We start from the raw sequence: 21,770 nt of genomic DNA on the forward strand, positions 1-21,770 counted from the left end.
TTAAGGAGTTTGATATGTATAACCTATTATTAACCATTTTATTAGTATTATCTGTTGTGATTGTGATTGCGATTTTCATGCAACCAACCAAAAACCAATCCAGCAATGTATTTGATGCCAGCTCAGGTGATTTGTTTGAACGCAGTAAAGCACGCGGTTTCGAAGCTGTAATGCAGCGTTTGACGGGGATTTTAGTCTTTTTCTGGCTAGCCATTGCCTTAGCATTGACGGTATTATCAAGTAGATAAGAAAATAATGGGCAGGACTAGGTCTTTGCCTCTTTTTATTTTTAAAGGATGTTTGAGAAGGTTTTACAGTAAAAGGAAATTAAAAAATCTAGAAAGAAAATATGAAAGATAGAATAAAAGAATATTTACAAGATAAGGGAAGGGTGACTGTCAATGACTTGGCTCAGGCTTTGGGAAAAGAAGGTTCCAAGGATTTTCGTGAGTTGATAAAAACCTTGTCCCTAATGGAAAGAAAACACCAGATTCGCTTTGAAGAAGATGGAAGTCTGACCTTAGAAGTCAAGAAAAAACATGAGATTACCTTCAAGGGGATTTTTCATGCCCATAAAAATGGCTTTGGCTTTGTCAGTCTGGAAGGTGAGGAGGACGACCTTTTTGTAGGAAAAAACGATGTCAATTATGCTATTGATGGTGATACCGTTGAGGTCGTCATCAAGAAAGTCGCTGACCGCAACAAGGGAACAGCAGCAGAAGCAAAAATTATCGATATCCTAGAACACAGTTTGACAACTGTTGTCGGCCAAATCGTTCTAGATCAGGAAAAACCCAAGTATGCCGGCTACATTCGTTCGAAAAATCAGAAAATTAGTCAACCAATTTATGTTAAGAAACCAGCCCTTAAACTAGAAGGAACCGAAGTTCTCAAGGTCTTTATCGATAAATACCCAAGTAAGAAACATGATTTCTTTGTCGCGAGTGTCCTCGATGTGGTTGGGCATTCAACGGATGTCGGAATTGATGTTCTTGAGGTTTTGGAATCTATGGACATTGTCTCCGAGTTTCCAGAAGCCGTTGTCAAGGAAGCAGAAAGTGTGCCTGATGCTCCGTCTCAAAAGGATATGGAAGGCCGTCTGGATTTGAGAGATGAGATTACCTTTACCATTGATGGTGCTGACGCCAAGGATTTGGACGATGCGGTGCATATCAAGGCCTTGAAAAATGGAAATCTGGAGCTTGGTGTTCACATCGCAGATGTTTCCTACTATGTGACCGAGGGTTCTGCCCTTGACAAGGAAGCCCTTAATCGTGCGACTTCTGTTTATGTGACAGACCGTGTGGTTCCAATGCTTCCAGAACGACTGTCAAATGGAATCTGCTCTCTCAATCCCCAAGTTGACCGCCTGACCCAGTCTGCCATTATGGAGATTGATAAACATGGTCGTGTGGTTAATTACACTATTACACAAACGGTTATCAAGACAAGCTTCCGTATGACCTATAGTGATGTCAATGATATCCTAGCTGGAGACAAGGAAAAGAGACAAGAGTATCAGAAAATTGTTCCTAGTATCGAACTTATGGCCAAACTTCACGAAAGGCTAGAAAACATGCGTGTGAAACGTGGAGCCCTCAATTTCGATACCAATGAAGCGAAGATTTTAGTGGATAAACAGGGTAAGCCTGTTGATATCGTTCTTCGTCAGCGTGGTATTGCCGAGCGTATGATTGAATCCTTTATGCTGATGGCTAATGAAACAGTTGCTGAGCATTTTAGTAAGCTGGATTTGCCTTTTATTTATCGAATCCACGAGGAGCCCAAGGCTGAAAAGGTTCAGAAGTTTATTGATTATGCTTCGAGCTTTGGCTTGCGCATTTATGGAACTGCCAGTGAGATGAGCCAGGAGGCCCTTCAAGACATCATGCGTGCTGTTGAGGGAGAACCTTATGCGGATGTATTATCCATGATGCTTCTTCGCTCTATGCAGCAGGCTCGCTATTCGGAGCACAATCACGGCCACTATGGACTAGCGGCTGATTATTACACTCACTTTACCAGTCCGATTCGTCGTTATCCAGACCTTCTTGTTCACCGTATGATTCGGGACTATGGGCGTTCTAAGGAAATAGCAGAGCATTTTGAGCAAGTGATTCCAGAGATTGCGACTCAGTCTTCCAACCGTGAGCGTCGTGCTATCGAGGCCGAGCGTGAAGTCGAAGCCATGAAAAAGGCTGAGTACATGGAAGAAAATGTGGGTGAAGAGTACGATGCAGTTGTATCCAGCATTGTCAAATTTGGTCTCTTTGTCGAATTGCCAAACACAGTTGAAGGCTTGATTCATATCACCAATCTACCCGAATTTTATCATTTCAATGAGCGTGATTTGACTCTTCGTGGAGAAAAATCAGGAACAACCTTCCGTGTAGGTCAGCAAATCCGTATCCGAGTTGAAAGAGCGGATAAGATGACAGGTGAAATTGACTTCTCTTATATTCCAAGTGAGTTTGATGTGATTGAAAAAGGCTTGAAACAGTCTAATCGTAATGATAGAGGGCGTGGTTCAAGTCGTCGTTCAGATAAGAAGGAAGATAAGAGAAAATCAGGACGCTCAAATGATAAGCGCAAGCATTCACAAAAAGACAAGAAGAAAAAAGGAATGAAACCCTTTTACAAGGAAGTAGCTAAGAAAGGAGCCAAGCATGGTAAAGGGCGAGGGAAAGGTCGTCGCACAAAATAAAAAGGCGCGCCACGACTATACTATCGTAGATACGCTAGAGGCAGGAATGGTCCTGACTGGAACTGAAATCAAGAGTGTACGAGCAGCTCGAATCAATCTCAAGGATGGCTTTGCCCAAGTAAAAAATGGAGAAGTTTGGTTGAGCAATGTTCATATCGCGCCTTACGAAGAGGGCAATATCTGGAACCAAGAACCAGAACGTCGTCGTAAACTCCTGCTCCATAAGAAACAAATTCAAAAATTAGAACAAGAGACTAAAGGAACAGGAATGACCCTGGTTCCTCTTAAAGTCTATATCAAAGATGGTTATGCCAAGCTCCTTTTAGGCCTAGCTAAAGGGAAGCATGACTACGACAAACGGGAGTCTATCAAACGACGTGAACAGAATCGCGATATTGCGCGCGTGATGAAAGCTGTTAATCAGCGATAAAAAGAGGAATGAAGATGGAAAAACTAGTTGCCTATAAATGTATGCCTTTGTGGAATAAAGAGACCATGCCAGAGGCTGTTCAGCAGAAACACAATACCAAGGTTGGGACTTGGGGCAAGATTACTGTTTTAAAAGGAACTCTCAAGTTTATTGAGTTGACAGAGGATGGCGAGGTTCTAGCTGAGCACCTCTTTGAAGCAGGAGCCGACAATCCCATGGCACAACCTCAAGCATGGCATCGAGTCGAGGCTGCTACAGACGATGTAGAATGGTATTTGGAATTTTATTGTAAACCTGAGGATTATTTCCCTAAGAAATACAATACCAATCCTGTTCATTCAGAGGTTCTAGAGGCCATGCAGACAGTAAAACCAGGGAAAGCCTTGGATTTGGGCTGTGGTCAAGGCCGTAACTCTCTCTTTCTTGCACAGAATGGTTTTGATGTGACAGCTGTGGATCAAAATGAATTATCTCTTGAAATCTTGCAAAGCATTGTGGAGCAGGAAGACCTGGATATGCCTGTTGGTCTCTACGATATCAATTCAGCCAGCATTGGGAAAGAGTATGATTTCATCGTATCGACAGTTGTTTTGATGTTTTTGCAAGCAGACCGCATTCCTGCAATTATCAAAAATATGCAGGAGAAAACTAGTATTGGTGGCTATAATCTTATCGTTTGTGCCATGGATACGGAGGATTATCCTTGCTCAGTGAACTTCCCATTTACATTTAAAGAAGAGGAATTGGCAGACTATTACAAGAACTGGGAATTGGTCAAGTACAATGAAAATCCAGGCCATTTGCACCGTCGTGATGAGAATGGCAATCGTATACAACTACGCTTTGCGACCATGCTAGCTAAGAAAATCAAGTAAATATGTATGAAGGTTGGGGAATTTCCTGACCTTTTTTCTTTTTTTTACGAATAATATAGAAAAGGAGGGCAAAACATGTTTGTTGCAAGAGATGCTAGGGGAGAATTGGTAAATGTGTTAGAGGATAAGCTTGAGAAGCAGGCCTACACCTGCCCAGCTTGTGGAGGTCAGCTCCGTTTGCGTCAAGGATCAAGTGTCCGGACCCATTTTGCCCACAAATCCCTAAAAGACTGTGATTTTTCCTCTGAAAATGAAAGTCCAGAACACCTGGCAAATAAAGAATCACTTTATCACTGGTTGAAAAAAGAGGCAGAGGTGCAATTAGAATACCCTCTTCCAGAGCTTAAACAGATTGCGGATGTATTTGTAAATGGTCATCTTGCTCTAGAAGTTCAGTGTAGTCCCTTGCCTCAAAAAGTTCTTAAAGAGCGTAGCGAGGGTTATCGTAGTCAGGGTTACCAAGTACTGTGGTTGCTGGGAGAAAAACTGTGGCTCAAGGAGCGTTTGACCCGTCTGCAACAAGGTTTTCTTTATTTCAGTCAAAACATGGGATTTTATATTTGGGAATTGGACAAGAAAAAACAGGTTTTAAGGCTTAAATATCTCATACACCAGGATCTTCGAGGCAAACTCCATTATCAAATCAAGGAATTTCCCTATGGCCAAGATAGTCTACTGGAGATATTACGTTTTCCCTATAAGAAACAAAAAATATCTCATTTTACAGTTTCTGAGGATAAGGACATCTGTAGCTATATTCAGCAACAACTCTATTATCAAAATCCTATTTGGATGAAAGAACAAGCAGAAGCCTATCAAAAGGGGGAAAATCTCCTGACTTATGGGCTAAAAGAATGGTATCCACAAATTCGACCATTAGTAGGTGAGTTTTGCCAAATTGAGAAGGACTTAACCAGCTATTATCAGTATTTTCAAACCTATTACAAAGAAAATCCTCAAAATGATTGGCAAAAGCTTTATCCACCAGCCTTTTATCAGCAATATTTCTTGAAAAATATGGTAAAATAGAAAGGATGGAGGAATCTAATGGTATTACAAAGAAATGAAATAAATGAAAAAGATACATGGGATCTATCAACGATTTACCCAACTGACCAGGCTTGGGAAGAAGCCTTAAAAGATTTAACAGAACAATTGGAGAAAGTAGTCCAGTATGAAGGTCATCTCTTGGATAGTGCGGATAGCCTACTAGAAATTACTGAATTTTCTCTTGAAATGGAACGCCAGATGGAGAAGCTTTACGTTTATGCTCATATGAAAAATGACCAGGATACACGTGAAGCCAAGTACCAAGAGTACTATGCTAAGGCAATGACTCTCTATAGCCAGCTAGACCAAGCTTTTTCATTCTATGAACCTGAATTTATGGATATTAGCGAAAAGCAGTATGCTGACTTTTTAGAAGCTCAACCAAAATTGCGGGTTTATCAACACTATTTTGACAAGCTTTTACAAGGCAAGGAACACGTTCTTTCACAACGTGAAGAAGAATTATTGGCTGGAGCTGGGGAAATCTTTGGTTCGGCAAGTGAAACCTTTGCGATTTTAGATAATGCAGATATCGTCTTTCCATTTGTTAAAGATGAAGATGGTAACGAAGTACAATTATCACATGGCGTTTATATGCACTTGATGGAGTCTAAAAATCGTGGGGTTCGCCGTGGTGCCTATCAAGCCCTCTATGCGACTTACGAACAATTCCAACATACTTATGCCAAAACCTTGCAAACCAATGTTAAGGTGCAAAACTACCGAGCAAAAGTTCGCAACTACAAGAGTGCTCGTCATGCAGCCCTAGCGGCCAATTTTGTTCCAGAGAGCGTTTATGACAATTTGGTAGCAGCAGTTCGCAAGCATTTACCCCTCTTGCATCGTTACCTTGAGCTTCGTTCAAAGATTTTGGGGATTTCAGACCTCAAGATGTACGATGTCTACACACCGCTTTCATCTGTTGAATATAGCTTTACCTACCAAGAAGCTTTGAAAAAGGCAGAAGATGCCTTGGCAGTCTTGGGTGAGGATTACTTGAGCCGTGTTAAACGTGCCTTCAGCGAGCGTTGGATTGATGTTTACGAAAATCAAGGCAAGCGTTCAGGTGCCTACTCTGGCGGTTCTTACGATACCAATGCCTTTATGCTCCTTAACTGGCAGGACAATCTAGACAATCTCTTTACCCTTGTCCATGAGACTGGTCACAGTATGCATTCAAGCTATACTCGTGAAACGCAGCCTTATGTTTACGGAGATTATTCTATCTTCTTGGCTGAGATTGCATCAACTACCAATGAAAATATCTTGACGGAGAAATTATTGGAAGAAGTGGAAGACGACGCAACGCGCTTTGCTATTCTCAATAACTTCCTAGACGGTTTCCGTGGAACAGTTTTCCGCCAAACTCAATTTGCTGAGTTTGAACACGCCATTCACCAAGCGGATCAAAATGGTGAAGTCTTGACAAGCGATTTCTTAAATAAACTCTATGCAGACTTGAACCAAGAGTATTATGGTTTGAGTAAGGAAGACAATCCTGAAATCCAATATGAGTGGGCTCGCATTCCACACTTCTACTATAACTACTATGTATATCAATATTCAACAGGCTTTGCAGCAGCCTCAGCCCTGGCTGAAAAAATTGTCCATGGTAGTCAAGAAGATCGTGACCGCTATATCGACTACCTCAAGGCAGGTAAATCTGACTATCCACTTAATGTCATGAGAAAAGCTGGTGTTGATATGGAGAAGGAAGACTATCTCAACGATGCTTTTGCAGTCTTCGAACGTCGTTTGAATGAGTTTGAAGCCCTTGTTGAAAAATTGGGATTGGCATAAGATGGTTGAATCATATAGCAAGAATGCCAACCATAACATGCGTCGTCCTGTCGTCAAGGAAGAAATTGTGGACTTAATGCGTCAGCGTCAAAAGCAAGTCACAGGATCTTTGAAAGAATTGGAAGACTTTGCTCGCAAGGAAAATATTCCAATCATTCCCCATGAAACGGTTGCTTATTTCCGTTTTCTCATGGAAACCATGCAACCTAAAAACATTCTGGAAATTGGGACGGCTATCGGTTTTTCTGCCCTCTTGATGGCAGAACATGCGCCAAAGGCTAAGATTACAACCATTGACCGCAATCCAGAAATGATTGGTTTTGCCAAGGAAAATTTTGCCCAGTTTGACAGTCGCAAGCAAATCACACTCCTAGAGGGAGATGCGGTAGATGTCTTATCTACCTTGACAGAGTCTTATGATTTTGTCTTTATGGATTCTGCTAAGTCTAAATACATCGTCTTTCTGCCAGAAATCCTCAAACACTTGGATGTTGGAGGTGTGGTTATCTTGGATGATATTTTCCAAGGTGGTGATGTTGCCAAGGATATTATGGAAGTCCGTCGTGGCCAGCGAACCATTTACAGAGGACTTCAAAGACTATTTGATGCAACTTTAGACAATCCAGGACTCACCGCAACACTAGTACCTCTGGGGGACGGCATTCTCATGCTTCGTAAAAATGTAGCAGATGTTCAATTGCCTGACAGCGAATGATTTTCAGAAAAATTTAAGAAAATATAGTAAAATAGATAGGGTAACACTTATCTCAAAGGAGTAGACATGAAGAAAAAACTATTGGCAGGTGCCATTACACTATTATCAGTAGCAACTTTAGCAGCTTGTTCGAAAGGTTCAGAAGGGGCAGACCTTATCAGCATGAAAGGGGATGTCATCACAGAACATCAATTTTATGAGCAAGTAAAAAGCAACCCTTCAGCTCAACAAGTGTTGTTGAACTTGACCATCCAAAAAGTATTTGAGAAGCAATATGGCTCAGAAGTAGATGATAAAGAAGTCAACGATACTATTGCCGAAGAAGAAAAACAATATGGTGAGAACTACCAACGTGTCTTGTCGCAAGCAGGAATGACTCTTGAAACACGTAAAGCTCAAATTCGTACAAGTAAATTGGTTGAGTTGGCAGTTAAAAAAGCAGCAGAAGCTGAATTGACAGATGATGCCTATAAGAAGGCCTTTGACGAGTACACTCCAGATGTAACGGCTCAAATCATCCGTCTTGATAATGAAGATAAGGCCAAAGAAGTTCTCGAAAAAGCCAAGGCAGAAGGTGCTGATTTTGCTCAATTAGCCAAAGATAATTCAACTGATGAGAAAACCAAAGCGAATGGTGGAGAAATCACCTTTGATTCTGCTTCAACAGAAGTACCAGAACAAGTTAAGAAAGCTGCTTTTGCTTTAGATGTAAATGGTGTTTCTGATGTGATCACAGCCGCTGGCACACAAGCTTACAGTAGCCAATATTACATTGTAAAACTCATTAAGAAAACAGAAAAATCATCTAATATTGATGACTACAAAGAAAAATTAAAAACTGTTATCTTGACTCAAAAACAAAATGATTCAACATTTGTTCAAAGCATTATCGGAAAAGAATTACAAGCAGCCAATATCAAGGTTAAAGATCAAGCCTTCCAAAATATCTTTACCCAATATATTGGTGGCGGAGATTCAAGCTCAAGCAGTTCATCAAAAGAATAAAACAGAAAAGGGCCAAGTGCTCTTTTTCTTATGACAAAAATGGTCTATCTGATGGATAAGAGTTTTTTTCTTTCGGAAAAAATGGTATAATAGCAATCAAAACTAGAAAACAAACGGAATTTGGGAAGCAATTGTGTTGTTCTCATTAGATTGGTGATACTATGAAGATTAGTAAAAGGCACCTATTAAATTATTCTATTCTAGTTCCTTACTTACTTTTATCTATTTTGGGCTTGATTGTGGTTTATTCGACAACCAGTGCTATTTTGATTCAAGAAGGCCAAAGTGCACTGCAGTTGGTCCGAAGTCAGGGAATATTTTGGATATTTAGTTTGATACTGATTGCCTTGATATATAAGTTGAAACTGAATTTTTTAAGAAACGAACGTCTTCTATTTATCGTTATGTTCGTTGAGTTGATTCTATTAGCCTTGGCTCGGATAATTGGTATTCCTGTCAATGGAGCCTATGGCTGGATTTCTGTAGGACCTTTGACCATTCAGCCAGCCGAATATTTGAAAATTATTATTATTTGGTATCTAGCAAATAAATTTTCCAAACAACAAGAGGATATAGCTATTTATGATTTTCAAGTTTTGACACAGAATCAGTGGCTTCCTCGTGCGTTTAATGACTGGCGCTTTGTTCTCTTTGTACTGATTGGGAGCCTTGCTATTTTCCCAGATTTGGGGAATGCTTCTATTTTAGCTTTGGTTGCCTTGATTATGTATACGATTAGTGGTATCGCTTATAGATGGTTTATTGCCTTTTTGGGAATTTTGGTGGGAGTTTCTGCCCTATCCTTATCACTGATTTCTTTTATAGGGGTTGATAAGTTTTCAAAAGTTCCGGTATTTGGTTACGTTGCCAAGCGTTTCAGTGCCTATTTTAATCCCTTTGCCGATTTGGCAGGAGCAGGCCACCAACTTGCAAATTCCTACTTTGCCATGGTAAATGGTGGTTGGTTTGGTCTAGGCTTAGGAAATTCAATCGAAAAACGTGGTTATTTACCAGAGGCCCATACAGACTTTGTATTTTCAATTGTCATTGAAGAGTTTGGATTTGTGGGAGCCAGCTTGATTTTAGCCCTTGTTTTTTTCCTTATTTTACGAATTATCCTAGTCGGAATTCGTGCTAAGAATCCTTTTAATTCCATGATGGCGATTGGGGTTGGGGGAATGATGTTAGTACAGGTCTTTGTCAATATCGGTGGAATTTCTGGTATTATTCCTTCGACAGGAGTAACCTTTCCTTTCTTATCGCAAGGAGGGAATAGTCTTCTGGTCTTGTCTGTAGCCATCGCCTTTGTCTTAAATATTGATGCAAGTGAAAAGCGTGCTCAATTGTATGAGGAGTTAGAAGCTCACTCCTCAAACTATATGTAGAGCTGATAGTGGAAAGGATTACCTATGTCTCTTCAAAAATTAGAAAACTATAGTAATAAAGCTGTCGTGCAAGAAGAAGTATTGATTTTAACAGAATTGTTAGAAGATATCACTAAAAATATGCTTGCCCCAGAGACTTTTGAAAAAATTATGCAGTTGAAAGAATTGTCAACTCAAGAAGATTATCAAGGCTTGAACCAATTGGTTACTAGTCTGTCAAATGATGAAATGGCTTATATTTCACGCTATTTCTCTATCTTGCCCCTCTTGATTAATATTTCAGAAGACGTGGATTTGGCTTATGAAATCAACCACCAAAATAATATCGATCAAGATTATCTTGGTAAGTTGTCAGCAACAATCAAAATGGTTGCTGAAAAAGAAAATGCGGTTGAAATTCTAGAACACTTGAATGTTGTCCCTGTTTTGACAGCCCATCCAACGCAAGTGCAACGTAAGAGTATGTTGGATTTGACTAACCATATCCACACCCTCTTGCGTAAGTATCGTGATGTGAAATTAGGCTTGATTAATAAGGAAAAATGGCATAATGATCTCCGTCGTTACATTGAGATTATCATGCAGACAGATATGATTCGTGAAAAGAAATTGAAAGTAACCAATGAAATTACGAATGTTATGGAATACTACAATAGTTCATTCCTGAAGGCAGTTCCTCATTTGACTGCTGAGTACAAGCGTCTGGCTAAAAAACATGGCTTGGAGTTAAAACATCCTAAACCGATTACCATGGGAATGTGGATTGGTGGAGACCGTGATGGTAATCCTTTTGTTACAGCAGATACCTTGAAACAATCTGCTATGACTCAGTGTGAAGTCATCATGAACTACTATGATGAAAAGATTTACCAACTTTATCGTGAATTCTCTCTCTCAACCAGTATTGTCAATGTAAGCAAGCAAGTCAGAGAAATGGCTCGTCAATCCAAGGATAACTCTATTTATCGTGAAAAAGAGCTGTATCGTCGTGCCTTGTTTGATATTCAATCAAAAATCCAAGCAACAAAAACCTATCTGATTGAGGATAAGGAAGTTGGGGCTCGCTATGAAACGGCCAATGATTTTTATAAGGATTTAATTACCATTCGTGATTCCCTCATGGAAAATAAGGGTGAAGCACTGATTTCTGGTGATTTTGTTGAGTTAATTCAGGCAGTTGAAATTTTTGGTTTCTATTTGGCATCTATTGACATGCGTCAAGATTCTAGTGTTCACGAAGCCTGTGTAGCTGAACTCTTGAAATCAGCAGGAATTCATTCTCATTATAGCGAACTCAGTGAAGAAGAAAAATGCCAACTTCTTTTGAAAGAATTAGAAGAAGATCCACGTATTCTTTCTGCCACTCATGTTGAAAAATCAGAGTTACTTGAAAAAGAATTAGCAATCTTTAAGGCTGCTCGTAAGTTGAAAGATAAGTTGGGAGATGATGTTATTCGTCAGACTATCATTTCACATGCAACCAGCGTATCAGACATGCTGGAATTGGCTATCTTGCTAAAAGAAGTAGGGTTAGTTGATAAAGAAAGAGCCCGTGTCCAAATCGTTCCTCTCTTTGAAACAATTGAGGACTTGGACCACTCAGAAGAAACTATGAGAGAATACCTTTCTCTTCCTCTTGCTAAGAAATGGATTGCTTCACGTAATAACTACCAAGAAATCATGCTTGGTTACTCTGATAGTAATAAAGATGGTGGCTACCTATCATCATGTTGGACCCTCTACAAGGCTCAACAACAATTGACTGCTATCGGAGATGAATTTGGTGTTAAGGTTACCTTCTTCCATGGCCGTGGTGGGACTGTCGGTCGTGGTGGTGGACCAACCTATGAAGCCATCACATCTCAACCGCTCAAATCCATTAAGGATCGTATCCGCTTGACGGAGCAGGGGGAAGTAATTGGGAATAAATACGGTAACAAAGACGCAGCCTACTATAACCTTGAAATGCTAGTATCTGCAGCCATTAACCGTATGATTACTCAGAAGAAGAGTGATACCAATACCTCAAATCGTTATGAAGCAATTATGGACCAAGTGGTGGACCGTAGTTATGATATCTACCGTGATTTGGTCTTTGGTAATGACCATTTCTATGATTATTTCTTCGAGTCAAGTCCAATCAAGGCTATTTCAAGCTTTAACATTGGTTCTCGCCCAGCCGCTCGTAAGACGATTACTGAAATCGGTGGTTTGCGAGCTATCCCTTGGGTATTCTCATGGTCACAAAGCCGCGTCATGTTCCCTGGCTGGTATGGTGTCGGTTCAAGTTTCAAAGAATTTATCGATAAGAATCCAGAAAATATCGCTATCCTACGAGATATGTACCAAAATTGGCCTTTCTTCCAATCGCTTCTTTCAAATGTCGATATGGTCTTGTCAAAATCAAATATGAACATTGCTTTTGAATATGCTAAACTTTGTGAGGATGAAGAAGTAAAAGCAATCTATGAGACTATTCTAAATGAATGGCAAGTCACCAAGGAAGTTATCTTGGCTATCGAAGGTTACGATGAACTCTTGGCTGAAAATCCATATCTAAAAGCAAGTTTGGATTACCGTATGCCTTACTTTAATATCCTTAACTATATCCAGTTGGAGTTGATTAAACGTCAACGTCGAGGAGAATTATCAAGCGACCAAGAAAAATTAATCCATACAACCATCAACGGAATTGCGACAGGATTGCGTAATTCAGGCTGATACCTATCAAGCTTCCTCTTTTCTATAGGGGAAGTTTTTGAATATTTCAAAAAAATGCTAAAAGAGTCTTGACAAGTAGTTGAAAAATGATATAATTTAACCATTCAGAAAAGTAATCATATAAACTTTTTAGAGAGTCTGTGGTAGCTGAAAACAGATAAGTGATGATGATGAAAATTGGGCTGAATGTTATTTAGAATTTGAAATCATAAAAATTCGGTGAGCACACCTTACAGTGCATCTCGTTATTGCGAGACAGAGCGATAGGGAAATTCCCTATAATTGAGGTGGTACCGCGCATCGACGTCCTCACACAAGTTTTTTGTGTGAGGACTTTTTTGATGGAGGTTAGTATGGAAAGAAAACGATGGCGTCGCTTGTTTATACTCAATGAAAATCAAAGTACAAACTAGGAAGCTAGCCGCAGGCTGCTCAAAACACTGTTTTGAGGTTGTGGATAGAACTGACAGAGTCAGTATCATATACCTACGGCAAGGTGAAGCTGACGTGGTTTGAAGAGATTTTCGAAGAGTATTAGATAAGTGAAGTATTTTAAGGAATAAAAAAGGAGAAGTAGAATGAAAAATAAACGTTTAATTGGAATTATCGCTGCATTAGCAGTCTTAGTAGCAGGAAGCTTGATTTACTCTTCAATGAATAAACCAGAAGCTAAGAATGAGAAGAAAGTTGCCAAAGTTGGTGTTCTTCAGTTTGTGAGCCATCCATCTCTTGACTTGATTTATAAAGGGATTCAAGATGGTCTTGCAGAAGAAGGTTATAAAGATGACCAGTTGAAGATTGACTTTATGAACTCAGAAGGTGACCAAAGTAAGGTTGCGACAATGAGTAAACAATTGGTTGCAAATGGGAATGACCTTGTGGTTGGTATTGCAACACCAGCTGCTCAAGGTTTGGCTAGTGCAACAAAAGACCTACCGGTTATCATGGCCGCTATTACTGACCCAATCGGTGCTAACTTGGTTAAAGATTTGAAAAAACCAGGTGGCAACATTACAGGGGTATCTGACCACAATCCAGCTCAACAACAAGTTGAACTCATCAAAGCTTTGACACCAAATGTGAAAACAATCGGAGCTCTTTACTCAAGCAGCGAAGACAATTCAAAAACTCAGGTTGAAGAATTTAAGGCTTATGCTGAAAAAGCAGGTTTGACAGTGGAAACATTTGCAGTTCCTTCAACAAATGAAATTGCTTCAACAGTTAATGTTATGACTAGCAAGGTCGATGCTATCTGGGTTCCAATTGATAACACCATTGCATCAGCTTTTTCAACAGTTGTATCAAGCAACCAATCAGCTAAAAAACCAATCTACCCAAGTGCGACTGCCATGGTAGAAGCAGGTGGTTTGGCATCAGTTGTAGTTGACCAACATGATCTCGGTGTGGCAACAGGTAAAATGATTGCGCAAGTTTTGAAAGGTGCAAAACCAGCTGATACTCCAGTCAATGTCTTTTCAACTGGTAAGTCAGTGATTAATAAAAAATTGGCACAAGAGCTAGGTATTACGATTCCTGAATCTGTTCTAAAAGAAGCAGGGCAAGTGATTGAATAATCTACAATGGAGGAGTTGGGGACATCTCCTCCAATTTTTTACAATAAAAATCATATAGAAAAGGTTAAGAAACAGATGATATTATCTATTATTTCTCAAGGATTTGTCTGGGCTATTTTAGGTCTGGGAATCTTTATGACATTTAGGATTTTGAACTTTCCAGATATGACGACAGAAGGTTCCTTCCCTCTTGGGGGAGCTGTTGCTGTCACTCTGATAACCAAAGGCGTAAACCCCTTTTTAGCGACACTTGTTGCTGTTGGAGCCGGTTGTTTGGCTGGAATGGCAGCTGGACTTCTTTATACAAAAGGGAAGATCCCAACCTTGCTCTCAGGGATTTTGGTGATGACTTCCTGTCACTCTATCATGCTCTTGATTATGGGACGTGCCAATTTAGGCCTGCTTGGAACCAAGCAAATTCAGGATGTCTTACCTTTTGATTCAGATTTGAACCAACTCTTGACAGGTCTTATCTTTGTAAGTCTTGTTATTGCTCTCATGCTCTTTTTCTTGGATACTAAACTTGGACAAGCCTATATTGCTACAGGTGACAATCCTGATATGGCTAGAAGTTTCGGGATTCATACTGGACGCATGGAGCTCATGGGCTTGGTCTTATCAAATGGTGTGATTGCCCTTGCAGGAGCTCTCATTGCCCAGCAAGAAGGGTATGCCGATGTATCTCGAGGAATCGGAGTTATCGTTGTGGGGCTTGCAAGTTTGATTATTGGAGAAGTTATCTTCAAGAGTTTGAGCCTGGCAGAACGTCTGGTTACCATCGTTGTAGGTTCTATCGCTTATCAATTTTTAGTGTGGGCAGTTATCGCTCTTGGCTTTAATACAAGTTACCTTCGTTTGTACAGCGCCGTGATTTTAGCAGTCTGCCTCATGATTCCAACATTTAAGCAAACAATCTTGAAAGGAGCCAAATTAAGCAAATGACAGCAATTGTAGAATTAAAAAATGCAACCAAAGTCGTTAAAAATGGCTTTGATGAAGAAAAGATTATTTTAAATGATGTTTCCTTAGAAATTTTTGAACAGGATTTCATCACGATTTTAGGTGGAAATGGTGCTGGGAAATCAACTCTCTTTAACACTATTGCAGGAACCTTGTCATTAACCAGTGGAACCATCCGTATTTTGGGTGAAGATGTTACCAAGTTTTCACCAGAGAAGCGGGCTAAGTATCTGTCTCGTGTCTTCCAAGATCCAAAGATGGGGACAGCTCCTCGTATGACAGTGGCAGAGAATCTATTGATTGCCAAGTTTCGTGGTGAAAAGCGTGGATTGTTACCACGACGCTTGACTAGTTATAAGAATGAATTTCAGGCGACCATTGAAAAAGTAGGAAATGGTCTTGAGAAACATTTGAATACACCGATTGAGTTCTTATCAGGTGGGCAAAGACAGGCCTTGAGTCTCTTGATGGCAACCTTGAAGCGGCCTGAATTACTCTTGTTAGACGAGCATACTGCGGCCCTTGATCCAAAGACCAGTGTGGCCTTGATGGAATTGACAGACGAATTTGTCAAGAAAGACCAGTTGACAGCTCTTATGATTACCCACCATATGGAAGATGCTCTCAAATATGGCAATCGCTTGATTGTCATGAAAGAAGGACGAATTATCCAAGATTTGAACCAAGAAGAAAAAGCAAAAATGAAAATCTCTGATTATTATCAGCTCTTTGAATAAAGTAGGGAAAATGAGTGAAATGGTTTACTTTTTTTCTGAAATAAAGTATACTATATAAAGTAAACTATGATAACATGGAGGTATTGTGTATGGTTGACAAACAAGTCATTGAAGAAATCAAAAACAATGCCAACATTGTGGAAGTCATAGGAGATGTGATTTCTTTACAAAAGGCAGGACGGAACTATCTAGGGCTCTGTCCTTTTCATGGTGAAAAAACACCTTCTTTTAACGTTGTAGAGGACAAGCAGTTTTACCACTGTTTTGGTTGTGGTCGCTCGGGTGATGTCTTTAAGTTCATCGAGGAGTACCAAGGGGTTCCCTTTATGGAGGCTGTCCAAATCTTAGGTCAGCGTGTTGGGATAGAGGTGGAAAAACCGCTTTATAGTGAGCAGAAGCCAGCCTCGCCTCACCAAGCTCTTTATGATATGCACGAAGATGCGGCTAAATTTTATCATGCTATTCTCATGACAACGACCATGGGGGAAGAGGCTAGAAACTACCTTTATCAGCGTGGTTTGACAGATGAAGTGCTCAAGCATTTTCGGATTGGTTTAGCACCTCCAGAACGAAACTATCTCTATCAACGTTTGTCTGGTCAGTATCGTGATGAGGATTTTCTAGATTCAGGGCTATTTTACCTATCAGATGCCAATCAATTTGTAGACACCTTTCACAATCGCATTATGTTTCCCCTGACAAATGACCAAGGAAAGGTCATTGCCTTCTCAGGTCGTATCTGGCAGAAAACGGATTCACAAACTTCTAAGTATAAAAATAGCCGATCGACTGCAATTTTTAACAAAAGTTACGAATTATATCATATGGATAGGGCAAAAAAATCTTCTGGTAAAACCAGTGAGATTTACCTGATGGAAGGGTTCATGGATGTCATTGCAGCCTATCGGGCTGGAATCGAAAATGCTGTAGCGTCTATGGGAACGGCCTTAAGTCGTGAGCATGTTGAGCATCTGAAAAGGTTAACCAAGAAGTTGGTTCTTGTTTACGATGGCGATAAGGCTGGGCAAGCCGCGACTTTGAAAGCGCTGGACGAAATTGGTGATATGCCTGTGCAAATCGTCAGCATGCCTGATAACTTGGATCCAGATGAGTATCTACAAAAAAATGGACCAGAAGACTTGGCCTATCTATTAACGAAAACTCGTATTAGTCCGATTGAGTTCTACATTCACCAGTATAAGCCTGAAAATAGTGAAAATTTGCAGGCTCAGATTGAGTTTATTGAAAAAATAGCTCCCTTGATTGTTCAAGAAAAGTCCATTACTGCTCAAAACAGCTATATTCATATTTTAGCTGACAGTCTGGCGTCCTTTGATTATGCCCAGATTGAGCAGATTGTTAATGAAAGCCGTCAGGCACAAAGGCAGAATCGCATGGAAGTAATTTCCAGACCGACGCAAATCACTATGCCTGTCACCAAGCAGTTATCGGCTATTATGAGGGCAGAAGCTCATTTACTTTATCGAATGATGGAATCTCCCCTTATTTTGAATGATTACCGTTTGCGAGAAGACTTTGTATTTGACACACCTGAATTTCAGGTCTTATATGACTTGCTTGGTCAGTATGGCAATCTTCCTCCAGAAGTTTTAGCAGAACAGACAGAGGAAGTTGAAAGAGCTTGGTACCAAGTCTTAGCTCAGGATTTGCCTGCTGAGATGTCACCGCAGGAACTTAGTGAAGTAGAAATGACTCGAAACAAGGCTCTCTTGAATCAGGACAATATGAGAATCAAAAAGAAGGTGCAGGAAGCTAGCCATGTAGGAGATACCGACACAGCCCTAGAAGAATTGGAACGTTTAATTTCCCAAAAGAGAAGAATGGAGTAATAATGGCAACAAAACAAAAAGAAGTAACAACATTTGATGTACAAGTAGCAGAATTTATCCGTAATCATAAGCAAAAAGGGACAGCAACAGATGATGAAATCAATGCTAGTCTTGTCGTTCCTTTTACCTTGGACGCTGATGGGATTGAAGATCTCTTGCAACGGATTCAGGACGCAGGAATTTCTATCACAGATAATGAAGGAAATCCAAGTGCGCGTGTTCTTAGTGCTGAAGAAGAACCAGAACTCAGCGATGAGGACTTGATTGGTTCAACTTCTGCTAAGGTTAATGACCCTGTCCGTATGTACTTGAAAGAAATCGGGGTCGTTCCTCTCTTGACCAATGAAGAGGAAAAAGAATTGGCACTAGCAGTTGAAGCTGGTGATATCGAAGCCAAACAACGTCTTGCGGAAGCCAACCTTCGTTTGGTTGTTTCTATTGCCAAACGCTATGTTGGCCGTGGTATGCAGTTCCTTGACTTGATTCAAGAAGGGAATATGGGCTTGATGAAGGCGGTTGACAAGTTTGACTATTCTAAAGGGTTCAAGTTCTCAACTTATGCAACTTGGTGGATTCGTCAGGCTATCACTCGTGCTATTGCGGACCAAGCTCGTACCATCCGTATCCCAGTTCACATGGTTGAAACCATCAATAAATTGGTTCGTGAACAGCGTAACCTCCTTCAAGAATTGGGTCAAGACCCAACACCAGAGCAAATCGCTGAACGTATGGATATGACTCCTGATAAGGTTCGTGAAATCTTGAAGATCGCTCAAGAACCGGTATCTCTTGAAACACCAATCGGTGAAGAGGATGATAGCCACCTTGGGGACTTTATCGAAGATGAAGTGATTGAAAATCCAGTGGACTATACAACTCGTATCGTCTTGCGTGAGCAGTTGGATGAGGTCTTGGATACTCTTACAGACCGTGAAGAAAATGTTTTGCGTCTGCGTTTTGGGCTAGATGATGGTAAAATGCGTACCCTTGAAGATGTTGGTAAAGTCTTTAACGTGACTCGCGAGCGAATTCGTCAGATTGAAGCTAAGGCTTTGAGAAAACTACGCCAACCAAGTCGCAGCAAACCGCTTCGTGATTTTATTGAAGACTAAGAGTGAGGATGAATATGGCTTATACAGAAGAGCAAATTGAAAACATCAAAACACGAATTTTATCAGCCTTGGAAGAAGTTATTGACCCTGAGTTGGGAATCGATATTGTCAATCTTGGTTTGATCTATGAGATTCGTTTTGATGGCGACACAGGACAAACAGAGATTGATATGACTTTGACAACTATGGGTTGTCCCCTAGCAGACCTTTTGACGGATCAGATTTATGATGCCATGACAGAGGTACCAGAAGTAACGGATACAGAGGTTAAATTAGTCTGGTATCCAGCCTGGACTGTTGAAAAAATGAGTCGCTATGCACGCATTGCCCTAGGAATTAAATAAACATATAAAAGCATGTGAGAGACCGTTGGAAAAGTGAGGAAATTTCCCCCTCTTTTCCTCCAGTCTCTCCTTTCTTTTGCTGATTTTATTCCAAGAAAATGATATAATGGTAGTTATGGAAAAAAAGAAATTACGCATCAATATGTTGAGTTCAAGTGAGAAAGTAGCAGGACAAGGAGTTTCGGGCGCTTACCGTGAATTAGTTCGTCTTCTTCACCGAGATGCAAAGGATCAATTGATTGTTACAGAAAATCTTCCAATAGAGGCAGATGTGACTCACTTTCATACAATTGATTTTCCCTATTATTTATCAACATTTCAAAAGAAACGCTCAGGAAGGAAAATTGGCTATGTGCATTTCTTACCTGATACACTTGAGGGAAGTTTGAAAATTCCATTTTTCTTAAAGGGAATTGTGAAACGCTATGTATTTTCTTTTTACAACCGGATGGAGCACTTGGTGGTGGTCAATCCTATGTTTATCGAGGATTTGGTGGCAGCTGGTATTCCACGTGAAAAAGTGACTTATATTCCTAACTTTGTAAACAAGGAAAAATGGCATCCTCTACCACAAGAAGAGATAGTCAGACTGCGTACAGAGCTAGGTCTTAGTGACAATCAGTTTATCGTAGTAGGTGCTGGTCAAGTTCAGAAGCGCAAAGGGATTGACGATTTTATCCGTCTGGCTGAGGAATTGCCGCAAATTACCTTTATCTGGGCAGGTGGTTTCTCTTTTGGTGGTATGACAGATGGTTATGAACGCTACAAGAAAATCATGGAGAATCCCCCTAAAAATTTGATTTTTCCAGGTATTGTGTCACCAGAGCGTATGCGCGAATTGTATGCCCTAGCGGACCTTTTCTTGTTGCCTAGTTACAATGAGCTCTTTCCGATGACGATTTTAGAGGCTGCCAGTTGTGAAGCTCCTATTATGTTGCGTGATTTAGATCTTTATAAGGTAATTTTAGAGGGAAATTATCGGGCGACAGCAGATAGAGAAGAGATGAAAGAAGCTATTCTGGAATATCAAGCAAATCCTGCTGCCTTAAAAGACCTCAAAGAAAAAGCTAAGAATATTTCTAGAGAGTATTCAGAAGAGCATCTGTTACAAATCTGGTTGGACTTTTATGAAAAACAAGCCGCTTTAGGGAGAAAGTAAAAAGTGAGGTAATCTATGCGAATTGGTTTATTTACAGATACCTATTTTCCTCAGGTTTCAGGTGTTGCGACCAGTATTCGAACCTTGAAAACCGAACTTGAAAAGCAGGGACATGCTGTTTTTATCTTTACGACGACAGATAAGGATGTCAATCGCTACGAAGATTGGCAAATTATCCGCATTCCAAGCGTTCCTTTCTTTGCTTTTAAGGATCGTCGCTTTGCCTATCGAGGATTCAGCAAGGCGCTTGAAATTGCTAAACAATATCAACTAGATATTATACATACTCAGACAGAATTTTCTCTTGGCTTGTTGGGAATTTGGATTGCGCGTGAATTGAAGATTCCAGTCATCCATACCTATCACACCCAGTACGAAGACTATGTGCATTATATTGCCAAGGGGATGTTGATTCGTCCTAGTATGGTCAAGTATCTGGTCAGAGGTTTCCTGCACGATGTGGATGGGGTTATTTGCCCGAGTGAGATTGTCCGTGACTTGTTATCTGACTATAAGGTCAAGGTGGAAAAGAGAGTCATTCCAACTGGGATTGAATTAGCTAAGTTTGAGCGTCCAGAAATCAAGCAGGAAAATCTGAAAGAACTACGTAGTAAACTAGGGATTCAAGATGATGAACAGATGTTGCTTAGTCTTTCCAGAATTTCCTATGAAAAAAATATTCAAGCAGTATTAGCAGCCTTTGCAGAAGTTCTGAAAGAAGAAGACAAGGTTAAACTGGTGGTAGCTGGGGATGGTCCTTATCTGGATGACCTCAAAGAGCAAGCCCAGAAACTAGAGATTCAAGACTCTGTTGTCTTTACAGGGATGATTGCTCCTAGTGAGACAGCTCTTTACTATAAGGCGGCGGATTTCTTCATCTCGGCATCGACAAGTGAAACCCAAGGCTTGACCTACTTGGAAAGCTTAGCCAGTGGAACGCCTGTCATTGCTCATGGAAATCCTTATCTGGACAATCTTATCAGTGATAAAATGTTTGGAACCTTGTATTACGGTGAACATGATTTGGCTGGAGCTATTCTGGAGGCCCTGATTGCAACACCAGACATGAATGAGCATACTTTATCAGAGAAGTTGTACGAGATTTCAGCTGAAAACTTTGGGAAACGAGTGTATGAGTTTTATCTGGATGCCATTATTTCAAATAACTTCCAGAAAGATTTAGCCAAAGATGATACGGTCAGTCAGCGTATTTTTAAAACAGTTTTGTATCTACCGCAACAGGTGGTTGCTGTACCCGTAAAAGGCTCTAGACGCATGCTGAAGGCTTCAAAAACACAGTTGATCAGCATAAGAGATTATTGGAAAGACCATGAAGAATAGAAAGAGGA

18 protein-coding genes and 1 other annotated feature are annotated in these 21,770 nt (G+C 40.3%); all 18 genes read left to right on the forward strand.

All coding sequences use genetic code 11. From position 1 onward, the window contains the following. Positions 1 to 14 precede the first annotated feature (14 nt). Entirely contained in the window at positions 15 to 248 is a 234-nt protein-coding gene (gene secG, locus ACWPV5_RS02830) for a preprotein translocase subunit SecG (protein WP_000282517.1), read from the forward strand. Positions 249 to 349: 101 nt separating this feature from the next. After that, the gene (gene rnr / locus ACWPV5_RS02835; protein ID WP_454382170.1) at positions 350 to 2,704 is read left to right on the forward strand and encodes a ribonuclease R; all 2,355 of its coding nucleotides are present in this window, start codon (positions 350 to 352) and stop codon (positions 2,702 to 2,704) included. After that, positions 2,667 to 3,134 (forward strand): SsrA-binding protein SmpB, encoded by a 468-nt coding sequence (gene smpB / locus ACWPV5_RS02840; RefSeq protein ID WP_050074052.1) that lies wholly within the window; start codon positions 2,667 to 2,669, stop codon positions 3,132 to 3,134. The genes rnr and smpB overlap by 38 nt, the downstream gene beginning before the upstream one ends. A gap of 14 nt (positions 3,135 to 3,148) precedes the next feature. Next, entirely contained in the window at positions 3,149 to 4,009 is an 861-nt protein-coding gene (gene tehB / locus ACWPV5_RS02845; RefSeq protein ID WP_454382172.1) for an SAM-dependent methyltransferase TehB, read from the forward strand. Positions 4,010 to 4,084: 75 nt separating this feature from the next. Continuing rightward, positions 4,085 to 5,038 (forward strand): competence protein CoiA, encoded by a 954-nt coding sequence (locus tag ACWPV5_RS02850; protein ID WP_454382174.1) that lies wholly within the window; start codon positions 4,085 to 4,087, stop codon positions 5,036 to 5,038. Between the two features lie 18 nt (positions 5,039 to 5,056). Further along, complete coding sequence (pepF, locus tag ACWPV5_RS02855; protein WP_060805671.1) at positions 5,057 to 6,859, forward strand: oligoendopeptidase F; 1,803 nt, start codon at positions 5,057 to 5,059, stop codon at positions 6,857 to 6,859. A 1-nt stretch (position 6,860) separates the two neighbouring features. Then, complete coding sequence (locus ACWPV5_RS02860; RefSeq protein WP_080551628.1) at positions 6,861 to 7,574, forward strand: O-methyltransferase; 714 nt, start codon at positions 6,861 to 6,863, stop codon at positions 7,572 to 7,574. A 66-nt stretch (positions 7,575 to 7,640) separates the two neighbouring features. After that, positions 7,641 to 8,579, forward strand: coding sequence for a peptidylprolyl isomerase PrsA (gene prsA / locus ACWPV5_RS02865; protein ID WP_000727946.1), 939 nt, complete (start codon positions 7,641 to 7,643; stop codon positions 8,577 to 8,579). Positions 8,580 to 8,740: 161 nt separating this feature from the next. Next, positions 8,741 to 9,964 (forward strand): cell division peptidoglycan polymerase FtsW, encoded by a 1,224-nt coding sequence (gene ftsW, locus ACWPV5_RS02870; RefSeq protein WP_454382177.1) that lies wholly within the window; start codon positions 8,741 to 8,743, stop codon positions 9,962 to 9,964. Between the two features lie 24 nt (positions 9,965 to 9,988). Then, positions 9,989 to 12,685, forward strand: a complete 2,697-nt coding sequence (ppc, locus tag ACWPV5_RS02875; protein ID WP_454382179.1) for a phosphoenolpyruvate carboxylase — start codon at positions 9,989 to 9,991, stop codon at positions 12,683 to 12,685. Between the two features lie 96 nt (positions 12,686 to 12,781). Further along, positions 12,782 to 12,999 (forward strand) — a binding site (T-box leader). A 264-nt stretch (positions 13,000 to 13,263) separates the two neighbouring features. Beyond that, a complete protein-coding gene (gene trpX / locus ACWPV5_RS02880; RefSeq protein ID WP_004259575.1) occupies positions 13,264 to 14,259 on the forward strand; it encodes a tryptophan ABC transporter substrate-binding protein in 996 nt (331 codons plus the stop codon). A 75-nt stretch (positions 14,260 to 14,334) separates the two neighbouring features. Continuing rightward, the gene (locus tag ACWPV5_RS02885; RefSeq protein WP_004234420.1) at positions 14,335 to 15,201 is read left to right on the forward strand and encodes an ABC transporter permease; all 867 of its coding nucleotides are present in this window, start codon (positions 14,335 to 14,337) and stop codon (positions 15,199 to 15,201) included. Continuing rightward, positions 15,198 to 15,956: an ABC transporter ATP-binding protein gene (locus tag ACWPV5_RS02890; RefSeq protein WP_060805675.1), complete on the forward strand. Its 759-nt coding sequence runs from the start codon at positions 15,198 to 15,200 to the stop codon at positions 15,954 to 15,956. The genes ACWPV5_RS02885 and ACWPV5_RS02890 overlap by 4 nt, the downstream gene beginning before the upstream one ends. An 89-nt stretch (positions 15,957 to 16,045) precedes the next feature. Beyond that, on the forward strand, positions 16,046 to 17,806 hold the full coding sequence (dnaG, locus tag ACWPV5_RS02895; protein WP_060805676.1) for a DNA primase: 1,761 nt from the start codon (positions 16,046 to 16,048) through the stop codon (positions 17,804 to 17,806). Between the two features lie 2 nt (positions 17,807 to 17,808). Continuing rightward, positions 17,809 to 18,918, forward strand: coding sequence for an RNA polymerase sigma factor RpoD (rpoD, locus tag ACWPV5_RS02900; protein WP_000201905.1), 1,110 nt, complete (start codon positions 17,809 to 17,811; stop codon positions 18,916 to 18,918). A gap of 14 nt (positions 18,919 to 18,932) precedes the next feature. Further along, entirely contained in the window at positions 18,933 to 19,262 is a 330-nt protein-coding gene (locus ACWPV5_RS02905) for a metal-sulfur cluster assembly factor (RefSeq protein ID WP_000331925.1), read from the forward strand. Between the two features lie 115 nt (positions 19,263 to 19,377). Next, on the forward strand, positions 19,378 to 20,421 hold the full coding sequence (cpoA, locus tag ACWPV5_RS02910) for a glycosyltransferase family 4 protein (RefSeq protein ID WP_219966564.1): 1,044 nt from the start codon (positions 19,378 to 19,380) through the stop codon (positions 20,419 to 20,421). Positions 20,422 to 20,436: 15 nt separating this feature from the next. Further along, positions 20,437 to 21,762, forward strand: a complete 1,326-nt coding sequence (locus ACWPV5_RS02915) for a glycosyltransferase family 4 protein (RefSeq protein ID WP_219966565.1) — start codon at positions 20,437 to 20,439, stop codon at positions 21,760 to 21,762. Positions 21,763 to 21,770 lie beyond the last annotated feature (8 nt).

This window comes from Streptococcus sp. Marseille-Q7156, assembly GCF_965119495.1.

Coding starts and splice junctions, on each gene's coding strand:
- secG (WP_000282517.1), top strand. CDS start 15: ATGTATAACCTATTATTAACCATTTTATTAGTATTATCTGTTGTGATT.
- rnr (WP_454382170.1), top strand. CDS start 350: ATGAAAGATAGAATAAAAGAATATTTACAAGATAAGGGAAGGGTGACT.
- smpB (WP_050074052.1), top strand. CDS start 2,667: ATGGTAAAGGGCGAGGGAAAGGTCGTCGCACAAAATAAAAAGGCGCGC.
- tehB (WP_454382172.1), top strand. CDS start 3,149: ATGGAAAAACTAGTTGCCTATAAATGTATGCCTTTGTGGAATAAAGAG.
- ACWPV5_RS02850 (WP_454382174.1), top strand. CDS start 4,085: ATGTTTGTTGCAAGAGATGCTAGGGGAGAATTGGTAAATGTGTTAGAG.
- pepF (WP_060805671.1), top strand. CDS start 5,057: ATGGTATTACAAAGAAATGAAATAAATGAAAAAGATACATGGGATCTA.
- ACWPV5_RS02860 (WP_080551628.1), top strand. CDS start 6,861: ATGGTTGAATCATATAGCAAGAATGCCAACCATAACATGCGTCGTCCT.
- prsA (WP_000727946.1), top strand. CDS start 7,641: ATGAAGAAAAAACTATTGGCAGGTGCCATTACACTATTATCAGTAGCA.
- ftsW (WP_454382177.1), top strand. CDS start 8,741: ATGAAGATTAGTAAAAGGCACCTATTAAATTATTCTATTCTAGTTCCT.
- ppc (WP_454382179.1), top strand. CDS start 9,989: ATGTCTCTTCAAAAATTAGAAAACTATAGTAATAAAGCTGTCGTGCAA.
- trpX (WP_004259575.1), top strand. CDS start 13,264: ATGAAAAATAAACGTTTAATTGGAATTATCGCTGCATTAGCAGTCTTA.
- ACWPV5_RS02885 (WP_004234420.1), top strand. CDS start 14,335: ATGATATTATCTATTATTTCTCAAGGATTTGTCTGGGCTATTTTAGGT.
- ACWPV5_RS02890 (WP_060805675.1), top strand. CDS start 15,198: ATGACAGCAATTGTAGAATTAAAAAATGCAACCAAAGTCGTTAAAAAT.
- dnaG (WP_060805676.1), top strand. CDS start 16,046: ATGGTTGACAAACAAGTCATTGAAGAAATCAAAAACAATGCCAACATT.
- rpoD (WP_000201905.1), top strand. CDS start 17,809: ATGGCAACAAAACAAAAAGAAGTAACAACATTTGATGTACAAGTAGCA.
- ACWPV5_RS02905 (WP_000331925.1), top strand. CDS start 18,933: ATGGCTTATACAGAAGAGCAAATTGAAAACATCAAAACACGAATTTTA.
- cpoA (WP_219966564.1), top strand. CDS start 19,378: ATGGAAAAAAAGAAATTACGCATCAATATGTTGAGTTCAAGTGAGAAA.
- ACWPV5_RS02915 (WP_219966565.1), top strand. CDS start 20,437: ATGCGAATTGGTTTATTTACAGATACCTATTTTCCTCAGGTTTCAGGT.